Raw genomic sequence first — 17,484 nt, 5'->3', positions numbered from 1 at the left:
GCTCCGTGGTGGTGCCCTGCCCTTGGCAGGAGAACCCCCATTCTAGGCCGGTCGCTGGCCCAGGGTGACCCGGTCGCGCTGCTCCAGGTCCTGCACGGTCTGCACGTCGGTGTAGCCCGCCTGTTCGAACAGCGCGCGGATGGCATCTCCCTGGTCCCAGCCGTGTTCGATCAGCAGCCAGCCGCCGGGCTGCAGGTGGTCGCCGCCGCCGGCGACGATGCGACGGATGTCATCCAGCCCATCAACGCCCGAGGCCAGTGCCGTGGCCGGCTCGAAGCGCAGGTCGCCCTGCTCCAGGTGCGGGTCGTCGCTGGCGATATAGGGAGGATTGCTGGCGATCAGGTCGAAGCGTTCACCGTGCAGCGGCGCGTACCAGTCGAGACCACCTTCGGCAAAACGCACGTTGCCCAGCTCGTGGCGCGCGGCGTTGCGGGCCGCCACCGCCAGTGCAGCGACACTGGCGTCGGTGGCCAGCACCTGCGCCTGCGGCCGCTCGCTGGCCAGGGCCAGGGCGATGGCGCCGCTGCCGGTACCGAGGTCGGCCAGCTGCAGCGTGCGGTCCGGCGGAAGGCGATCCAGCGCCAGCTCCACCAGCAGTTCGGTTTCCGGCCGCGGAATCAGGGTGGCCGGGTCGACTTCCAGATCGAGGGTCCAGAAACCACGGCGGCCGGTCAGGTAGGCCACCGGCTCGCCCGCGAGGCGCCGGTCCAGCAAGGTTTCGAAGGCGGCCTGCTCGGCGGCGGGCAGTGAATCGGTGGCATGCGCGAACAACCAGCTGCGCGGTCGCTGCAGCACATGCAGCAGCAGCAGCTCCGCTTCATGACGGGCCTCGGCGCCACCCAGGCGGCCGCTGGCGTCGGCCACGACCTGGCGCAGGGACGGTTCGGAATCGGCGGGCATGGCAGGCACTGGCGCGGGCGGTGGGCCCGCAATTGTAGAGTCTGGAAACCGTTCAGGTTCGCTGGAGCGGGATTCGCTGCGGTGGGATATGAGAGACCTATCGACCGGTTTCCGCAGCCGCTGACGATTTCCCTTGTCATACAGCGGGTTGCAGGATGCAGGTGGCCTGATTCATTGCCGGCTCAGCGCACATCAATAGATTGCATCTATCAAATGGATGTAATCAATGCATTGTCCTTATCGAAATGGAACCAGTAACCTAGGTCCTGTCGATTCACCCACTCCCCTTCACCCAGAGGAAAAACGATGTCCCTGATCAACACCCAGATCCAGCCGTTCGAAGCCAACGCTTACCTGAATGGCGAGTTCATCAAGGTCTCCGACAGCACCCTGAAGGGCCAGTGGTCGGTCCTGATCTTCATGCCGGCAGCCTTCACCTTCAACTGCCCGACCGAGATCGAAGACGCCGCTGACCATTACGCCGAGTTCAAGAAGGCTGGCGCCGAGGTCTACATCGTCACCACCGACACCCACTTCTCGCACAAGGTCTGGCACGAAACCTCGCCGGCCGTGGGCAAGGCCCAGTTCCCGCTGGTCGGCGACCCGACCCACCAGCTGACCCGCGCTTTCGGCGTGCATATTGAAGAAGAAGGCCTGGCCCTGCGCGGCACCTTCATCATCAACCCGGAAGGCGTGATCAAGACCCTGGAGATCCACTCCAACGAGATCGCCCGTGACGTCTCCGAGACCCTGCGCAAGCTGAAGGCTGCCCAGTTCACCGCCGCCAACCCGAACCAGGTCTGCCCGGCCAAGTGGAAGGAAGGCGAGAAGACCCTGACCCCGTCGCTGGACCTGGTCGGCAAGATCTAAAGCAGCACCGGCCTGCCGCAGCCCCACGCTGCGGCGCGCCCATCCCCGTGCCGGCCACATCGCCGGCGTGGGGGTGAACCCAAGACGGCCGCGCCCGCATCGCCCCTTCCACAGGTCCGCGCTGCCCTCTTGGGTTCACCCCTACCCCTCGCTGGTCCGCTACCTTCTACAGCGGTGCCACGCCCCCGTTTTGCCTGAAGCCAGGAGAAGACCATGTTGGACGCCAACCTGCAGTCGCAGCTGAAGACCTATCTGGAGCGCGTGACCCGCCCGATCCAGATCACCGCGCATGCCGACGACGGTGCCAAGTCGCAGGAGATGCTGGACCTGCTGCAGACCCTGGAAAGCCTGTCGGACAAGATCTCGCTGCAGGTGCTGCGCGATGGCCAGGGCCGCGTGCCGTCCTTCGACCTGGGCACGCCGGGCCAGGACATCCACCTGACCTTCGCCGGCCTGCCGATGGGCCACGAATTCACCTCGCTGGTGCTGGCCCTGCTGCAGGTCGGCGGGCATCCGTCCAAGGCCACTGCCGAGCTGATCGAGCAGGTGCAGAACCTGGAAGGCGACTACCGGTTTGAAACCTATTTCTCGCTGTCCTGCCAGAACTGCCCGGACGTGGTGCAGGCGCTGAACCTGGCTGCCGTGCTCAACCCGCGCATCCAGCACGTGGCCATCGACGGCGCGCTGTTCCAGGAGGAAGTCGAGCAGCGCGAGATCATGTCGGTGCCGACCGTCTACCTCAACGGCGCGGTGTTCGACCAGGGCCGCATGACCCTCGAGCAGATCGTGGCCAAGCTGGACACCAACGCCAGCAAGCGCGACGCCGAGAAGATCGCCGCCAAGGACGCCTTCGACGTGCTGGTGGTCGGTGGTGGCCCGGCCGGTGCCGCTGCAGCGATCTACGCTGCGCGCAAGGGCATCCGTACCGGCATCGCCGCCGAGCGTTTCGGTGGCCAGGTGCTGGACACCATGGCGATCGAGAACTTCATTTCGGTGAAGGAGACCGAAGGCCCGAAGCTGGCCGCGGCGCTGGAGCAGCACGTACGCGAATACGAGGTCGACATCATGGACCTGCAGCGCGCCAGTGCGCTGGTGCCGGCCGGTGAAGACGGCCTGGTGCAGGTGCAGCTGGAAAACGGCGCGGTGCTGAAGTCGCGCTCGGTGATCCTGTCCACCGGCGCCCGCTGGCGGCAGATGAACGTGCCCGGCGAAGACCAGTACCGCAACAAGGGCGTGGCTTACTGCCCGCACTGCGACGGCCCGCTGTTCAAGGGCAAGCGCGTGGCGGTGATCGGCGGTGGCAATTCCGGCGTTGAAGCCGCCATCGATCTGGCCGGCATCGTGTCGCATGTGACCCTGCTGGAATTCGATTCCAGCCTGCGTGCCGATGAAGTGCTGCAGAAGAAGCTGCGCAGCCTGGCCAACGTCACCGTGCTGACCAGCGCGCAGACCACCGAAGTGCTGGGCGACGGCAGCCGCGTCACCGGCCTCGTCTACAAGGACCGTGTCGGCGGCGATTCCCATCGCGTTGAACTGGAGGGCATCTTCGTGCAGATCGGCCTGCTGCCGAACACCGAATGGCTGAAGGACACCGTGGCCCTTTCGCCGCGTGGCGAGATCGTCATCGATGACCGCGGGCAGACCAGTCTGCCGGGGGTATTCGCCGCGGGCGATTGCACGACGGTACCCTACAAGCAGATCATCATCGCGATGGGCGCCGGTTCGACCGCCGCACTGAGCGCTTTCGATCACCTGATCCGCTCCTCGGTTCCCAAGAGCAGCGGTGCGGTGGCCGAAGCGGCCTGATCCAACGTTCCCAGGCCATCGGGAGCACCATCAACCGGCGGGGCAACGCCCTGCCGGTGCAGTACCCCGAGAGGTCTGAGGATGAACCTGCGTGACCTGAAATACCTGGTGGCCCTGGCCGATCACAAGCACTTTGGCCGGGCCGCCGCCTCCTGCTTCGTCAGCCAGCCGACGCTGTCGACCCAGATCCGCAAGCTGGAAGAGGAACTGGGCCTGCCGCTGGTGGAACGCGCGCCGCGGAAGGTGATGCTGACCCCTGCCGGCCACGAAGCGGCCGCACGGGCACGGGTGATCGTGGCCGAAGTGGAGCAGTTGAAGGAAGCGGCGCGACGCAGCCGCGATCCGGAAGCGGGTACGGTGCGCCTGGGGATCTTCCCGACCCTGGGCCCGTACCTGCTGCCGCACGTGATTCCGCGCATCCGCACCCGCTTCCCCGAGCTGGAACTGCTGCTGGTGGAAGAAAAGAGCGATGTGCTGCTGGAGCGCCTGCGCGAGGGCAAGCTTGATGCCGCGCTGTTGGCGCTGCCGGTGATCGACGACCAGCTGCACGCCGAATTCCTGTTCGAGGAACCGTTCCTGCTGGCCGTTTCCGGCCGCCACCCGCTGGCCACGCGCGAGCATCTGGACGTACAGGAACTGGCCACGCAGAAGCTGCTGCTGCTGGAAGACGGCCACTGCCTGCGTGACCAGGCGCTGGAAGTCTGTCGCCTGTTCGGCGCCAATGAAAAGTCGGAATTCCGCGCCACCAGCCTGGAAACGCTGCGACAGATGGTCGCCGCCGACGTTGGCATCACCCTGCTGCCCAGCCTGTCGGTACAGCCGCCGGTGCCACGCTCGAACAACATCCGCCTGATCGACTTCGTCGGCGAGGGCCGTCCCAGCCGTCGCATCGCCATGATCTGGCGGCGCAGCTCGGCGATGAACGAGTTCCTGATGGAGCTGGCCGAGCAGTTCAAGCGCCTGCCCGATGCGCTGTTTACGCTGGAGGCGTTGGCCCCGGCAAACGGCAATACTGCTACCCCGCCCACGCCGGTGCTGAACGGCTGAGACACCGCAGCCGGGCATCGAAACCGCCGGGAGTCGATTCCGGCCGCATTTGTCCCCACAATACAGTCAGGCGGCGCCAGCAGGTGCCGCCTTTTGCATGGCTTTCAACCAAGGAGCGTCACCATGAACACCGCCAGCGGCCTGCCGCCGTCGATCACTGTTTCCACCCTCGACATGGACCGCCTGGACGCCATGCTCGAATCCCCGGCACACAGCCAGACGCCGGCCGCGCGTGCGCTTGCCGATGAGCTCAACCGGGCAACCGTGTTGCCGCCAGACCAGATTCCCGAAGGCATCGTCATGATGCATTCGCGCGTGGAGTGCGAAGATGAAGTGTCGGGCGAGAAGCATGTCCTGACCCTGGTCTTCCCCCGCGAAGCCAATGTCGATGAAGGCAAGGTGTCCGTGCTGGCGCCCGTCGGCAGCGCCCTGCTTGGCCTGGCCGTTGGCCAGAGCATCGACTGGACCGCCCCGGGCGGCCGCAAGCTGCGGCTGCGCGTGAGCGCGGTCCACAACGACCGTCCCTGACCTGCGCTGCGTACCGCGCGCGATCAGTTTCCCTGCAATCCCCGCACCAGGAGCCGTAATGAGTACCCCGTCCAAACTGTCCCAGCTGCGCGAACTGTCCGTGGTCGTTGCCGATACCGGTGACTACGAGGCGATCAAGCGCCTGCAGCCGGTGGACTGCACCACCAATCCGACCCTGGTGAAGAAGGCGCTGGACCTGCCGGTCTATGCGGAACTGATCGAACGCGAACTGGCCTGGGGCCGCCAGCAGGGCGGCGACCGCGAGGCCGTGGTGCACGCCGTGGCCGACCGCCTGACCATCGGCGTCGGCGCGCTGCTGAGCACGCTGGTACCGGGCCGCGTCTCCACCGAAGTGGATGCCGACCAGGCCCACGACACCGCCGCGACCGTGGCCAAGGCCCGTCAGTTCATCCAGATGTACGCCGATGCCGGCGTGCCGCGCGAGAAGATCCTGATCAAGATCGCTGCGACCTGGGAAGGCGTGGAAGCCGCGCGCGTGCTGCAGGCCGAAGGCATCGACTGCAACCTGACCCTGATCTTCAACCCCACCCAGGCGCTGGCCTGCAGCGAAGCCGGTGCGTTCCTGATCTCGCCGTTCGTCGGCCGCATCCTCGACTGGTACGTGGCCAACGGCCAGACCCCGGCGAACATCGACGAGGACCCGGGCGTGGTGTTCGTGCGTGGGGTGTATGCCGAATTCAAGCGCCGCGGTTCGCCGACCGTGGTGATGGGCGCCTCGTTCCGTTCGACCGCGCAGATCGAAGCGCTGGCCGGCTGCGACCGCCTGACCATTTCACCGGACCTGCTGGAGAAGCTCGACGCCGACCACGGCGCGCTGCCGCGCAAGCTGGTGGCCGGTGCCGCTGAAGCGGTGCAGGTGACGCCGATCGACGCGGCAAAGTTCGCAGCCGACCTGGCCGCCGATCCGATGGCGACCGAGAAGCTGGCGACGGGTATCGATGCGTTTGCCAAGGATCTGCAGGCGCTGCGCGAGCGCATTCGCTCGGAACTGTGATTCCAGCCAACGGCTGAGCCCCTCGTGGCGGGGGGCTATGAGCAAAAGCCGCGCTTGGCCGGGCGGGTTGGGTTCGCGGGAGACGCCGTGAATCCGTCCCTGGAGGCTTGGCCGCCGCATCCATGCGGCGGACACCCCCGCGAACCCAACCCGCCCGCCCTCTGACAGTTTCCTGTGGCCGCCCGCCACGGAAGAAAGAAAAGAAGAGCAGAAGCGGGTCGCGCGCTGCGCTTGCTCACAAGCAAACAAACAAAAAGGACGCGGCGTTCGCCGCGTCCTTTTTGTTTTCCATCAGGTCGTCAGTAACCCATGCTCTTGCCCACCGTCACCGGGAAACTGTCGGGGGCGGGGCGGTGTGGGTTGGCAGGACCGTTGGCGCCATGGGCCCGAGGCATGCCTCGGGCGGGTTGGGTAGGACGCCCAACCCCGGTCTTGCCGTGTGCGCAGGACAGCGCACACGAGCAAGGCGCCACCGAGCCCCCATGGACGGGTTCACGGCGTGTCCTGCCAACCCACACCGCCCCGCCCAACCCACAGAAAGCCAGAGCCGCTTTGGCTCTGGCTTTGGATTTCAGCCGTTGACGTTGCCCGCCGCAGGCGGACCACCGCGCGTCAGCGCGGCACCTCCACATCCAACCCGATCGGGCAGCTCACGCCGGTACCGCCAATGCCGCAGTAGCCGTTCGGGTTCTTGGCCAGGTACTGCTGGTGATAGTCCTCGGCGTAGTAGTACGTCGGTGCCGGATACACGATCTCGGTGGTGATCGGGCCATACCCCGCTGCAGCCAGCTGCGCCTGGTAGGCCTCGCCACTGGCCAGCGCCGCGGCGTACTGGGCCTCGTCGGTGGCGTGGATCGCCGAACGGTACTGGGTGCCGGTATCGTTGCCCTGGCGCATACCCTGGGTCGGGTCGTGGCTTTCCCAGAACAGCTGCAGCAGGCGCTCCAGGCTGACAACCGCCGGGTCGAACACCACCTGCACCACCTCGGTGTGGCCGGTCAGGCCCGAGCAGACCTCTTCATAGGTGGGGTTGGGGGTGATTCCACCGGCATAGCCCACCGAGGTGCTGTACACCCCCGGCTCGTTCCAGAATTTGCGCTCGGCACCCCAGAAGCAGCCCAGCGCGAAGCGGATCTGCTGCAGGCCGGCGAAACGGTCCTTCAGCGGATGGCTGTTCACGAAGTGCTGGTTGCTGTGCAGCGGCAGCGGCTGGTCGCGGCCCGGCAAAGCCTCTTCCGGGCGCGGCAGGCGCTGCTTGAAGGCCCCGATGCCGAGGATGCCCTGTCCGATTCCCAACATGATGCGCTCCTACGCCGGAAGCCCGGCAATGTCGTCGGCATCTGAAATGGGGGCATCTGTGGCGTGGCCCAAGTCCAGCACCGCCACGATGTCTTCGGCCTGTGGCCGCGCGGCGTCGGGGATACCGACCCGCAGCACGCCGAACAGCGGCAGCTCGCCCATGCCGCCCAGCAGCGACTCGCCGAACACGAACGCCGGGATGCCGGCGTCTTCCAGCGCGTGCTTGACCAGGTGGGCGTCGAACAGATTGTCGGCCTTGTACACGATGTGCATGCGGCAGCTCCGTGGGACAGGATTCCAGCATACGCCCGGGGGCTGAATGGTGCCGAGGGCGGCAACCCCAGCCATCCCTGCCTGCCCCCCGGGCAGCCCTTCCCGGTAAGCGTTAGACTGGCAATCTTTCTGCCTTACTTTCGCCGACTCATGTCAGAGCACACCCCCGCCAGCCCCGAGACCCCCGCCGACAGCCACGAGAAGCGCGATTTCATCCGCCAGATCGTGCGCGAGGACCTGGCCAGCGGTAAGCACCAGGCGATCAAGACCCGCTTCCCGCCCGAGCCGAACGGCTACCTGCACATCGGCCATGCCAAGTCGATCTGCCTGAACTTCGGCGTCGCCGGCGAGTTCGGCGGCGTCTGCAACCTGCGTTTCGACGACACCAACCCGGCCAAGGAAGACCCGGAGTACGTGGCCGCGATCCAGGACGACGTGCGCTGGCTGGGCTTTGAGTGGAACGAGCTGCGCCATGCGTCGGATTACTTCGACGCCTACTACCTGGCCGCCGAGAAGCTGATCGCCGACGGCAAGGCCTACGTCTGTGACCTGTCGGCCGAGGAAGTGCGCGCCTACCGCGGCACCCTGACCGAACCGGGCCGGCCCTCGCCGTGGCGCGACCGCAGCGTCGAGGAAAACCTGGACCTGTTCCGCCGCATGCGCGCCGGTGAATTCCCCGATGGCGCGCGCACCGTGCGCGCCAAGATCGACATGGCCAGCGGCAACATCAACCTGCGCGATCCGGCCCTGTACCGCATCAAGCACGTCGAACACCAGAACACCGGCAACGCCTGGCCGATCTACCCGATGTACGACTTCGCCCATGCACTGGGCGATTCGATCGAAGGCATCACCCACTCGCTGTGCACGCTGGAGTTCGAAGACCACCGCCCGCTGTACGACTGGTGCGTGGACAACGTCGACTTCGCCCACGATGACGCGCTGACCCAGCCGCTGGTCGACGCCGGCCTGCCGCGCGAAGCGGCCAAGCCGCGCCAGATCGAGTTCTCGCGCTTGAACATCAACTACACGGTGATGAGCAAGCGCAAGCTGATGGCGCTGGTCACCGAACAGCTGGTGGACGGCTGGGAAGACCCGCGCATGCCGACCCTGCAGGGCCTGCGTCGCCGTGGCTACACGCCGGCGGCGATGCGCCTGTTCGCCGAGCGCGTGGGCATCAGCAAGCAGAATTCGCTGATCGATTTCAGCGTGCTCGAAGGCGCGCTGCGCGAAGACCTGGACAGCGCCGCGCCGCGCCGCATGGCCGTGGTCGACCCGGTCAAGCTGGTGCTGACCAACCTGGCCGACGGCCACGAAGAGCAGCTGACCTTCAGCAACCACCCGAAGGACGAAAGCTTCGGTACCCGCGAAGTGCCGTTCGCACGTGAAGTGTGGATCGATCGCGAGGACTTCGCCGAAGTGCCGCCGAAGGGATGGAAGCGTCTGGTTCCCGGTGGCGAAGTGCGCCTGCGCGGCGCCGGCATCATCCGCTGCGATGAAGTGATCAAGGATGCCGACGGCACCATCACCGAACTGCGCGGCTGGCTGGACCCGGAATCGCGTCCGGGCATGGAAGGCGCCAACCGCAAGGTCAAGGGCACCATCCACTGGGTCAGCGCGGTGCACGGCATGCCGGCCGAGATCCGCCTGTATGACCGCCTGTTCTCGGTGCCGAACCCGGACGATGAATCGGAAGGCAAGACCTACCGCGATTACCTCAATCCGGAATCACGTCGCACCGTCATCGGCTATGTCGAGCCGGCGGCTGCCACCGCTGCGCCGGAACAGTCGTTCCAGTTCGAGCGCACCGGCTACTTCGTTGCCGACCGCCGCGACCACACCGCAGCCAAGCCGGTGTTCAACCGCAGCGTGACCCTGCGCGACACCTGGTCGGCCTGAGCACCTGCGCGGGCGCCGCACAGGTGCCCGCGTCATCCCGGCGAATGCCCCATCCCGTGAAGCCGCATCGCTGACCAGCGGACGCGGCCTGGCCGTGCTGCGCACGTGGCGCGCACTGCCGTCGCGCAGCGGATGCCGCCATCATCGTCCATCCTTTCCTACCCATCAGGCCCTGCCATGTCCGCTGCCCCGAATGCACTTCTGCCGCTGCTGCAACAGGTCCTGCTGGGCCGTGACATCGCCTGCACCATCGAGGGCGACGGACTGCTGCTCGACAGTGGCCTGCATCTGACCCCGCACGGCGTCGCCAGCAACGAACGCGACAACGGCGGCTGGCAGACCTCCACCGTCATTGAGACCCGTCACGCGGGCTTGTTCGCCGATGGCCTGTTCGAATACCAGCACGCCAATGGCGCAACCGAGCAGGAATCCCTGCTGTCCGGCTTCGACACCTGGGTGCGGGTGGACCTGGCGACCCTGCAGGCCGCCATCGGCGCTGAAGACGCACCGGACCTGCCGATGATGGGGCTGACCTACCCGACCAACGAAGACGGCCGGGAACACGAGCGCACCGTGGTGCTGGGACCGCTGGCCCATTACCGCGCCCGCGAACTGGACGACGCTGCTGCGTGCAGCGAAGACGACCACGGCTCCTGCCCCTGCTGCCTGTTCACCAAGAGCATCGACGCCTTCGACGACCTGCTGAAGGCCCACCACTTCCTGGCCATCCGCCTGTTCGCGTCGCGCGACGAGCAGGGCCAGTGCGAAGCCGACTGCCGGGTCAACGGCCATGACTTCGCCCCTGCACTGCCGCTGCTGCGTGCCTATGCCGCACGCTGGCCGCAGGCGGGGCTGGAATTCCGCAAGCAGTACGTGGTGATCCGCACCGGCTCACCCTCAGCGGCCTGAATCCAGCGCGCACGCCCGGTACATGCCACTGCCGCTACACTGCGCGCCGACATCTGTTGCACCTGTTCCTTTCACTCCCAACGAGGCACCCCCGCGATGCTGTACGCGCAAGTCCACCTGACCCTTCCCGCCTGGATCCACGACCAGATCGACCTGGATCGTCGATATCCGGGCGACGAGGCCAAGGTCGCGCTGGCGATCGAGCTGTCGCGGCTGAACGTCGACCACGCCAGTGGCGGCCCGTTCGGCGCCGTGGTGTTCGGGCCGGATGACAAGGTGATCGCCGCCGGCGTGAACCGGGTGATGCCGCACTCGACCTCACTGGCGCACGCCGAGAACATGGCCTACATGCTGGCCCAGCAGCGCCTGCAGACCCCGCGCCTGAACGCAGTGCTGTCGCCGGTCACCCTGGCCACCAGCTCGCAGCCGTGCTGCCAGTGCTACGGCGCCACCGTGTGGGCCGGCATCGACCGCCTGTTGATCGGCGCCAGTTCGGCCGACGTGGAAGAACTGACCCCGTTCGATGAAGGCCCGCTGCCGGCCGACTGGGTGGGCGAACTCAACAAGCGCGGCATCGAAGTGGTGCAGGGCCTGAACCGCGATGCGGCGCGCAGCGTGCTGCGTGCCTATGGGGAAAGCGATGGCGCCCGTTACTGAGGCCGGCATCGGCCTGCTGTGCCTGTGCCGGCAGGGCTTCGAGCCCGAGCTGGCCGGCGAACTGCAGTTCCGCGCAGGCGCCGCCGGTTTTGCCGGTTACGCCCGTACCCAGCGCAATGATGGCTACGTGCTCTTCATGTGCGATGAAGCCGCAGCGCTTGCACCGCGACTGCCGTGGCGCGAGCTGATCTTCGCCCGCCAGAAGTTGGTGGTGTTGGCCGAGCTGCCGCAGCTGGACCCGGCCGACCGCATCACGCCGATGCTGGACGTGCTGGCCGATGCGCCGCGTTTCGGTGATCTGTGGGTGGAACATTCCGATTCGGACGCCGGCAAACCGCTGTCCGGGCTCGCGCGTGCCTTCGGCAACGCCCTGCGCCCGGCGCTGCGCAAGGCCGGCAAACTCAGCGACAAACCGAATGCACGCCTGCCGCGCCTGCACGTGGTGTTTGTCGATGGCACCCACGCCTTCATCTGCGTGGCCAACCCGGACGACAGCGCACCCTGGGCGTTGGGCATTCCGCGCTTGAAGCTGTTGCCCGACGCACCCTCGCGCTCGGCATTGAAGCTGGACGAGGCACTGCTGACCCTGCTTGCCCCGGAAGAACGCGAAGCGCTGGTTCGCCCGGGCATGCGCGCGGCTGATCTGGGCGCGGCACCGGGCGGCTGGACGTGGGTACTGACCCGCCAGCACGTGCATGTGCTGAGCATCGACAACGGCCCGCTGCGCCAGCACGTGCTGGACACCGGCCTGGTCGAACACCTGCGCGCCGATGGTTTCCATTGGCATCCGGAGCAGCCGCTGGACTGGATGGTCTGCGATATGGTCGAGCAGCCGCGTCGCGTCGCCGAACGCATGGCCACCTGGTTCCGCGAGGGCTGGTGCAGGCACGCGATCTTCAACCTGAAGCTGCCGATGAAGAAGCGCTGGGACGAGACGCGCCTGTGCCTGGACCTGTTCCAGGAGCAGGCCGGCAAGCCGCTGGTGGTACGTGCCAAGCAGCTGTACCACGACCGTGAGGAAATCACGGTGCTGGCGTCGCCGCTGCGCTGATGAACATCCCGCGCATTTCCCTGCTGCTGTGTACCGCGGTGCTGGCATCGCCGGCACTGGCACAGCCGGCGCGCCCGCAACCGGCACAGAGCGCTCCGCTGCGCGATGACAGTGGCGTGGTCCGCCAGCAGTCACTGTCGGCCGGCCGTGTGACCGGCAGCGTCGACATCGTGGTACCGCTGGGCGAAACCCCGGTAACCGTGCGCTCGGTGGCGCCGGCCAGCGTGGTCGGTCAGTACCGCATCCATTTCGCCGAACTGGACGTGGACGGCGATGGCTTCATCAGTCGTGAGGAGGCGCAGGTAAATCCGGCGCTTGCCGATGAGTTCAACGCATTGGACGTGAAGCGTCGCGGCAAGCTGGACCGCGCCGATCTTGCCGGTTGGCTGATTGATTGAGGCCACTGCGGTAACGGTATCCACGCATGGCGTGGATCTACTGACGACGGCGGTAGCGCCGGGCACGCGCGCCAACCAAGGTTGGCGTCTACCAGAAGCGATTCGGCGCGGGCCCGCATCACCCGTGGTTGGTAGTTGCCAACCTTGGTTGGCACCCAGCCGTCACACCCCTGCGGCGCGCTTCCAGAAGGCCTGCACCAGCGGCGGCCACTTGCCCACGCAACCCAGCGCGCGGCCACGCGCCAGGGTCAGGTGCATCTCGTCGTTGGAGAACAGCCGGTTGATCCCTTCGAAGCTGTAGGCGGCGATCTGGTTGTCGCTGCGACGCTCACGCGCCCAGCGCTGCACGCGCTGCGGCGACAACCGGGGTTGTCCACGCCGTTCGGCCGATGGCGCCAGCCAGTGCTGCAGGGCGGCGACATCGCGCAGGCCGAGGTTGACGCCCTGCCCGGCCAGCGGATGCACCACGTGGGCGGCATCGCCCAGCGCCAGCACACGACCGGCCACGTAGTGGCGGGCCAGCTGCCGGCGCAGCGGGAAGGCCGCGCGCGGCGAGGCCAGCCGCAGTTCGCCCAGGCGCGCGGCGAAGGCACGGGTCAGTTCACGATTGAATGCGTCTTCGTCCAGCGCCAGTACGCGTGCCGCTTCGTCGTCGGGCAACGTCCAGACGATGGAGCTGCTGCGCTCGGCCACCGGCAACAACGCCAGCGGACCGCTCGGCAGGAAGCGCTGCCAGGCCGTCGCCTGATTGGGCAGCTCGCTGTCCACATAGGCGACCACACCGCGCTGCTGGTAGTCGTGGCGCTCGACCTCGATCCCGGCCAGTCCGCGCAGGGTCGATTCCGCACCGTCGGCAGCGACGGCCAGTGCGGCTTCGATGCGTCGGCCATCATCCAGGCGCAGGCGCACGCCGTGTTCGTCCTGCTCAAGCGCTTCCACGCGGGCCGGGCAATGCAGTTCCACGCCGGCTGCCGGCAGCGCCGCCCACAGGCGATCCTGCAGCAAGCCGTTTTCGACGATGAAACCCAGCTCGCGACGGCCGAAGCGATCAGCGTCGAACAGCAGGTCGTCGCCACCGGCCGCGTCCCACACCTGCATGCGCCGGTACGGCCAGGCGCGTGCCTGCGCGATCGTCGGCCACACGCCGAGACGCTCAAGCAACTGCACGTTGTCGGCGGCAAAGGCGAACACCCGCAGATCCGGCTGTGCGGCCTGCCATGGTGCAGGTTCGCGCCCTTCCACCAGCGCCACGGCAAGGCCGGCATCGGCCAGGGCCAGCGCACAGGCGGCGCCGACCACACCGCCGCCAACGATGGCCACGTCCAGGCGTGCGCGCCGGTTCATGCGGCTTCTCCACGGCACAGGCGCGGCACATCGCCACGGAAGCCCATCGCACCACCGACCAGCATCGACTGCACCGAGGCGCGCTGTGCGGCCACCAGGCCGAGGCTGCGCAAGGGGCGCAGCAGCGGCGCCGGATTGCTGGTCAGCCGGGCAAGGCCGCCGGAGAACGCCACCGTCTGCCGTCGATCTTCTTCGCGGCGTGCAACATAGGATCGCAGCAGTGCGTCGCTGCCGGCGTCGCCCTCCACTTCCAGCAACTCGGCCAACGTCAATGCATCGCGCAGGCCGAGGTTGAAACCCTGCGCACCCAGCGGGTGGATGGTCTGCGCGGCATTGCCCAGCAGCACCGTGCGCTCCCCCACCAGCGCGCGCGCCAGTACCTGGATCAGCGGATAGGCACTGCGCGGGCCGGAGTCGAGCAGGCGGCCGGCACGCCAGCCAATGGCCTGTTGCAGGCGCTGCAGCCAGGCAGCGTCGTCCAGCGCCATCACCGCCTCGGCCTGGTCACGGGCAACACCGTGCACGGTGCCGAAATGGCGGTCGCCACGTGGCAGCAACGCCGTCGGCCCGGTATCGGTGAAACGCTCCCAGGCGGTGCCATCGGGCGCGCGCTGGCTGCGCACGCGGGCCACGAACAGCGTCTGCTGGAAGTCGTGGCGATCGACGTCGATGCCCAACGCATCGCGCACCCCGCTGCTGGTGCCGTCGGCACCGACCACCAACCGCGCCAGCAGCACGCGCTCGCCGCTGCCATCGGCCACCCGCACCTGGCGGTAGCCGTCAATCACATCGCCCAGGCCAAGGAAACGCATCGGCCGGTAGCGGCGCAGTCGTGACAACTCCTGCAGCCGGCTTTCCAGCGCTTGGCCGAAATCACGCGCCACCACCACCTGGCCGAACCACGGCCGGTCGTAATCCGCTGCATCGAGCTGCACGCGGCCGAAATCACCGGCGCGGCTGACATGGATGCGGCGGATCGGGCCAGGCGCCATCGACAGCTTCTGCATGACCCCCAGCGCGGTCAGCGCGTTGATCGTGGCTGCGGCAAAACTGAGGTTGCGCTGGTCGAACACCGCCGGCAGTTCCCCGGCCGGGCTGGCTTCGAGCAGGCCCACGTCGCGGCCCAAGCGGTCCAGGGCGATGGCCAGGCTGGCACCCACCAAACCGCCACCGACGATCAGCACGTCATGTCGTTCACTCATGGGCGCATGATACGCGCTCGCCGCGCCGGCAGCCCCACGCCGCCCCGCCTGCGCCAAGCGCCGCGCCGGGCTAGAATGAAAGCTGAATCCGCTCCGGCCCCCACCGCCATGTCCGACTCCGCTCCCCGCGCCTTCGTCCTGTCAGTGCTCGTGCTGTTGCTGGCGGCGACCCGCGTCAATCACTTCGCGGCAATCCCGGACGCCTCCTGGGCCGTGTTCTTCATCGGCGGCTTCTACCTCGCCCGCTGGACCCGCTGGGCGTTCCCGCTGCTGATGGTGTTCGCGGTGCTGGTCGACTGGATCGTGATCCGCAGCAGCGGTCTCGATTTCTGGCAGCACTACTGCGTGTCGCCAGGCTACTGGCTGCTGTTGCCGGCGTACTTCGCCATGTGGTCCGGTGGCATGCTGCTGGGCCGCAACTACCGCAGCGCGCAGTGGGCGGTGCTCGGCAAGGGTGCGTTGCTGCTGGTGGCGTCGGTGGCGCTGTGCCATCTGCTGGCGCAGGGTGGTTTCTACTGGACCAGCCAGAACGTCGCCGAGCCGACCGTGGCCGGCTGGGCCCAGAACTACGCGCAGTGGTTCGGTCCGTACCTGCGCACCACCGCGATCTACGTGGCCCTGGCCGCCGCACTGCAGCTGGCCGTGGAGCAGGTGCTGAAGCTCCTGCAGGCCCGCCGCGACATCCATCACTGAGCCGCGTCATGGGTCATCGCCTCTCGCGCATCTACACCCGCACCGGCGACGACGGCAGCACCGGTCTGGGTGACGGCAGCCGGGTCGGCAAGGATGATCTGCGTGTTGCGTCCTATGGCACCGTCGACGAAGCCAATGCCACGCTCGGCCTGTTGCTGGCTGTGCCGCTGCCGGAGGACGTCCGCGCGCTGGTCGTGCACCTGCAGCACCAGCTGTTCGATCTGGGCGCCGAACTGTGCGTTCCCGGCCATGCCGCGATCCACGCCGCCGACGTATCGGCCCTGGAACAGCAGCTGGACCACTACAACGCCGACCTGCCGATGCTGAAGGAGTTCATCCTGCCGGCCGGTGGCGAGGCCGCTGCGCGCTGCCACCTCGCGCGCACCGTCGTCCGCCGCGCCGAGCGCGACACGGTGGCCCTGGCCCGGGTGGAACCGGTACGCAGCGAAGCGCTGCAGTACCTCAACCGGCTGTCAGACCTCCTGTTCGTGCTGGCCCGGGTGCTGGCACGGGCCGATGGCCACGGCGAAGCGCTGTGGCAACCACAGCATCGCCAGCGCTGAGCCGCCATGCTGGTCTTCACCCATCCCGCCTGCCTGCTGCACGATCCCGGCCCTGGCCATCCTGAATGCCCGCAACGCCTGCAGGTGGTGCTCGACTCGCTGCACGAGGCCTTCCCCGGCCAACTGGAGTGGCGCGAAGCGCCACCCGCCAAGTTCGGTGAACTGACCCGGGTCCACGACAGCGCGCTGCTGGATCTGGTGCTGCAACCGCAGACCGCACCGCTGCGCCAGCTGGACATGGACACCTGGACCTCGCCGGGCTCGGCCAGTGCCGCGGTGCATGCCGCCGGCGCCGGTGTCGCAGCCGTCGATGCAGTGATGCTGGGTGAGGATCCGCTGGCCTTCTGCGCGGTGCGCCCACCCGGCCACCATGCCACCAGCAGCACCGCGATGGGCTTCTGCCTGCTCAACAACATTGCCATCGCCGCCGCCTACGCCCGCGACCGCCACGGTCTGGAGCGGATCGCGGTGGTCGACTTCGATGTCCACCATGGCAACGGCACCCAGGACATCTTCCAACACGACGCCCGGGTGTCCTACTACAGCACCCACCAGGCCGGCCTGTTCCCCGAGTCCGGCCTGCGCCGTGACCGCGGTGCCGGCAACCTGATGAACATCCTGCTGCCGCCGGGCAGTGGTGGCTTCCGCTTCCGCAATGTCTGGGCCGACGAAATGCTGCCGGCGATCGACGACTTCCGCCCTCAGCTGCTGCTGATCTCGGCAGGCTTCGACGCGCACCTGCGCGATCCGCAGGCCGATCTGATGCTGGAGACCGACGATTTCGCCTGGATCACCACCGAACTGCACGCGCTGGCACGCCGTCATGCCGCCGGCCGGGTGGTGTCGATGCTGGAGGGTGGATACGACCTGCAGGCCTTGGCCGAGTGCAGCGTGGCCCACCTGCAGGCGCTGATCGCAGCCCCCTCTGGCAACGGGGCTGGATGAACCCGAACCGGCAATCAGGGGAGGCCTTCATTGCCCCTATGCAAGGGATGGGGCAAGCTACCGTCCGTTTTCGCCCGAATCCGAA

General features: G+C 67.5%; 18 protein-coding genes. 13 read left to right on the top strand and 5 right to left on the bottom strand.

Annotation, left to right across the window (positions count from 1 at the left end; all coding sequences use genetic code 11):
* Positions 1 to 42: 42 nt before the first annotated feature.
* Positions 43 to 900, bottom strand: a complete 858-nt coding sequence (gene prmC, locus AC1DKR_RS15155; RefSeq protein WP_478033382.1) for a peptide chain release factor N(5)-glutamine methyltransferase — start codon at positions 898 to 900, stop codon at positions 43 to 45.
* A gap of 306 nt (positions 901 to 1,206) precedes the next feature.
* Here prmC and ahpC point away from each other — a divergent pair, with 306 nt between their 5' ends.
* The 5 genes from ahpC to AC1DKR_RS15130 all read left to right on the top strand — a co-directional run bounded on the left by ahpC (position 1,207) and on the right by AC1DKR_RS15130 (position 6,166).
* Complete coding sequence (ahpC, locus tag AC1DKR_RS15150) at positions 1,207 to 1,770, top strand: alkyl hydroperoxide reductase subunit C (RefSeq protein ID WP_025877950.1); 564 nt, start codon at positions 1,207 to 1,209, stop codon at positions 1,768 to 1,770.
* Positions 1,771 to 1,983: 213 nt separating this feature from the next.
* On the top strand, positions 1,984 to 3,576 hold the full coding sequence (ahpF, locus tag AC1DKR_RS15145) for an alkyl hydroperoxide reductase subunit F (protein WP_478033378.1): 1,593 nt from the start codon (positions 1,984 to 1,986) through the stop codon (positions 3,574 to 3,576).
* A gap of 81 nt (positions 3,577 to 3,657) precedes the next feature.
* Positions 3,658 to 4,623 carry a LysR substrate-binding domain-containing protein gene (locus tag AC1DKR_RS15140; RefSeq protein ID WP_336024890.1) on the top strand — a complete coding sequence of 322 codons (966 nt, stop codon included), beginning with the start codon at positions 3,658 to 3,660 and terminating at the stop codon, positions 4,621 to 4,623.
* A gap of 123 nt (positions 4,624 to 4,746) precedes the next feature.
* A complete protein-coding gene (gene rnk / locus AC1DKR_RS15135; protein WP_049468992.1) occupies positions 4,747 to 5,151 on the top strand; it encodes a nucleoside diphosphate kinase regulator in 405 nt (134 codons plus the stop codon).
* 58 nt (positions 5,152 to 5,209) lie between these two features.
* Complete coding sequence (locus AC1DKR_RS15130; RefSeq protein WP_032977493.1) at positions 5,210 to 6,166, top strand: transaldolase; 957 nt, start codon at positions 5,210 to 5,212, stop codon at positions 6,164 to 6,166.
* Positions 6,167 to 6,778: 612 nt separating this feature from the next.
* On the opposite strand, the gene msrA is transcribed toward AC1DKR_RS15130, so the two are convergent.
* Together msrA and AC1DKR_RS15120 are read right to left on the bottom strand one after the other, a co-directional pair.
* Complete coding sequence (msrA, locus tag AC1DKR_RS15125; protein ID WP_059066071.1) at positions 6,779 to 7,444, bottom strand: peptide-methionine (S)-S-oxide reductase MsrA; 666 nt, start codon at positions 7,442 to 7,444, stop codon at positions 6,779 to 6,781.
* Between the two features lie 30 nt (positions 7,445 to 7,474).
* Positions 7,475 to 7,738, bottom strand: a complete 264-nt coding sequence (locus AC1DKR_RS15120; RefSeq protein WP_478033368.1) for a putative signal transducing protein — start codon at positions 7,736 to 7,738, stop codon at positions 7,475 to 7,477.
* Positions 7,739 to 7,888: 150 nt separating this feature from the next.
* Between AC1DKR_RS15120 and AC1DKR_RS15115 the strand changes: the two genes are divergently transcribed.
* The 5 genes from AC1DKR_RS15115 to AC1DKR_RS15095 all read left to right on the top strand — a co-directional run bounded on the left by AC1DKR_RS15115 (position 7,889) and on the right by AC1DKR_RS15095 (position 12,652).
* Positions 7,889 to 9,637, top strand: a complete 1,749-nt coding sequence (locus tag AC1DKR_RS15115; protein ID WP_223494276.1) for a glutamine--tRNA ligase/YqeY domain fusion protein — start codon at positions 7,889 to 7,891, stop codon at positions 9,635 to 9,637.
* 177 nt (positions 9,638 to 9,814) lie between these two features.
* The gene (locus tag AC1DKR_RS15110; protein ID WP_478033367.1) at positions 9,815 to 10,546 is read left to right on the top strand and encodes a DUF6348 family protein; all 732 of its coding nucleotides are present in this window, start codon (positions 9,815 to 9,817) and stop codon (positions 10,544 to 10,546) included.
* Between the two features lie 96 nt (positions 10,547 to 10,642).
* Positions 10,643 to 11,203, top strand: a complete 561-nt coding sequence (locus tag AC1DKR_RS15105) for a nucleoside deaminase (protein WP_223494274.1) — start codon at positions 10,643 to 10,645, stop codon at positions 11,201 to 11,203.
* Positions 11,187 to 12,254, top strand: a complete 1,068-nt coding sequence (gene rlmM, locus AC1DKR_RS15100) for a 23S rRNA (cytidine(2498)-2'-O)-methyltransferase RlmM (protein WP_478033366.1) — start codon at positions 11,187 to 11,189, stop codon at positions 12,252 to 12,254. The genes AC1DKR_RS15105 and rlmM overlap by 17 nt, the downstream gene beginning before the upstream one ends.
* A complete protein-coding gene (locus tag AC1DKR_RS15095) occupies positions 12,254 to 12,652 on the top strand; it encodes an EF-hand domain-containing protein (RefSeq protein ID WP_478033365.1) in 399 nt (132 codons plus the stop codon). The genes rlmM and AC1DKR_RS15095 overlap by 1 nt, the downstream gene beginning before the upstream one ends.
* A 162-nt stretch (positions 12,653 to 12,814) precedes the next feature.
* On the opposite strand, the gene AC1DKR_RS15090 is transcribed toward AC1DKR_RS15095, so the two are convergent.
* Both AC1DKR_RS15090 and ubiH read right to left on the bottom strand, forming a co-directional pair.
* Positions 12,815 to 13,996 (bottom strand): UbiH/UbiF family hydroxylase, encoded by a 1,182-nt coding sequence (locus tag AC1DKR_RS15090; protein WP_478033364.1) that lies wholly within the window; start codon positions 13,994 to 13,996, stop codon positions 12,815 to 12,817.
* Positions 13,993 to 15,198, bottom strand: coding sequence for a 2-octaprenyl-6-methoxyphenyl hydroxylase (gene ubiH / locus AC1DKR_RS15085; RefSeq protein WP_478033363.1), 1,206 nt, complete (start codon positions 15,196 to 15,198; stop codon positions 13,993 to 13,995). Before ubiH ends, AC1DKR_RS15090 begins: the two co-directional genes overlap by 4 nt.
* A 108-nt stretch (positions 15,199 to 15,306) precedes the next feature.
* On the opposite strand from ubiH, the gene AC1DKR_RS15080 reads away from it, so the two are divergent.
* Genes AC1DKR_RS15080 through AC1DKR_RS15070 form a run of 3 tightly spaced genes read left to right on the top strand, consistent with a single transcriptional unit; the run spans position 15,307 to position 17,399 of the window.
* A complete protein-coding gene (locus AC1DKR_RS15080) occupies positions 15,307 to 15,891 on the top strand; it encodes a hypothetical protein (protein ID WP_363729920.1) in 585 nt (194 codons plus the stop codon).
* An 8-nt stretch (positions 15,892 to 15,899) separates the two neighbouring features.
* Positions 15,900 to 16,454, top strand: a complete 555-nt coding sequence (locus tag AC1DKR_RS15075) for a cob(I)yrinic acid a,c-diamide adenosyltransferase (RefSeq protein ID WP_089238883.1) — start codon at positions 15,900 to 15,902, stop codon at positions 16,452 to 16,454.
* A 6-nt stretch (positions 16,455 to 16,460) separates the two neighbouring features.
* Positions 16,461 to 17,399: a histone deacetylase family protein gene (locus tag AC1DKR_RS15070; protein ID WP_478033362.1), complete on the top strand. Its 939-nt coding sequence runs from the start codon at positions 16,461 to 16,463 to the stop codon at positions 17,397 to 17,399.
* Positions 17,400 to 17,484: the final 85 nt, after the last annotated feature.

The sequence above is a fragment of the Stenotrophomonas sp. 01N47 genome (genome assembly GCF_056399165.1).
The sequence above is the reverse complement of the archived record's forward strand: the minus strand, read 5'-3'. Positions and strand labels throughout refer to the sequence as shown.

Coding starts and splice junctions, on each gene's coding strand:
- prmC (WP_478033382.1), bottom strand. CDS start 900: ATGCCCGCCGATTCCGAACCGTCCCTGCGCCAGGTCGTGGCCGACGCC.
- ahpC (WP_025877950.1), top strand. CDS start 1,207: ATGTCCCTGATCAACACCCAGATCCAGCCGTTCGAAGCCAACGCTTAC.
- ahpF (WP_478033378.1), top strand. CDS start 1,984: ATGTTGGACGCCAACCTGCAGTCGCAGCTGAAGACCTATCTGGAGCGC.
- AC1DKR_RS15140 (WP_336024890.1), top strand. CDS start 3,658: ATGAACCTGCGTGACCTGAAATACCTGGTGGCCCTGGCCGATCACAAG.
- rnk (WP_049468992.1), top strand. CDS start 4,747: ATGAACACCGCCAGCGGCCTGCCGCCGTCGATCACTGTTTCCACCCTC.
- AC1DKR_RS15130 (WP_032977493.1), top strand. CDS start 5,210: ATGAGTACCCCGTCCAAACTGTCCCAGCTGCGCGAACTGTCCGTGGTC.
- AC1DKR_RS15120 (WP_478033368.1), bottom strand. CDS start 7,738: ATGCACATCGTGTACAAGGCCGACAATCTGTTCGACGCCCACCTGGTC.
- AC1DKR_RS15115 (WP_223494276.1), top strand. CDS start 7,889: ATGTCAGAGCACACCCCCGCCAGCCCCGAGACCCCCGCCGACAGCCAC.
- AC1DKR_RS15110 (WP_478033367.1), top strand. CDS start 9,815: ATGTCCGCTGCCCCGAATGCACTTCTGCCGCTGCTGCAACAGGTCCTG.
- AC1DKR_RS15105 (WP_223494274.1), top strand. CDS start 10,643: ATGCTGTACGCGCAAGTCCACCTGACCCTTCCCGCCTGGATCCACGAC.
- rlmM (WP_478033366.1), top strand. CDS start 11,187: ATGGCGCCCGTTACTGAGGCCGGCATCGGCCTGCTGTGCCTGTGCCGG.
- AC1DKR_RS15095 (WP_478033365.1), top strand. CDS start 12,254: ATGAACATCCCGCGCATTTCCCTGCTGCTGTGTACCGCGGTGCTGGCA.
- AC1DKR_RS15090 (WP_478033364.1), bottom strand. CDS start 13,996: ATGAACCGGCGCGCACGCCTGGACGTGGCCATCGTTGGCGGCGGTGTG.
- ubiH (WP_478033363.1), bottom strand. CDS start 15,198: ATGAGTGAACGACATGACGTGCTGATCGTCGGTGGCGGTTTGGTGGGT.
- AC1DKR_RS15080 (WP_363729920.1), top strand. CDS start 15,307: ATGTCCGACTCCGCTCCCCGCGCCTTCGTCCTGTCAGTGCTCGTGCTG.
- AC1DKR_RS15075 (WP_089238883.1), top strand. CDS start 15,900: ATGGGTCATCGCCTCTCGCGCATCTACACCCGCACCGGCGACGACGGC.
- AC1DKR_RS15070 (WP_478033362.1), top strand. CDS start 16,461: ATGCTGGTCTTCACCCATCCCGCCTGCCTGCTGCACGATCCCGGCCCT.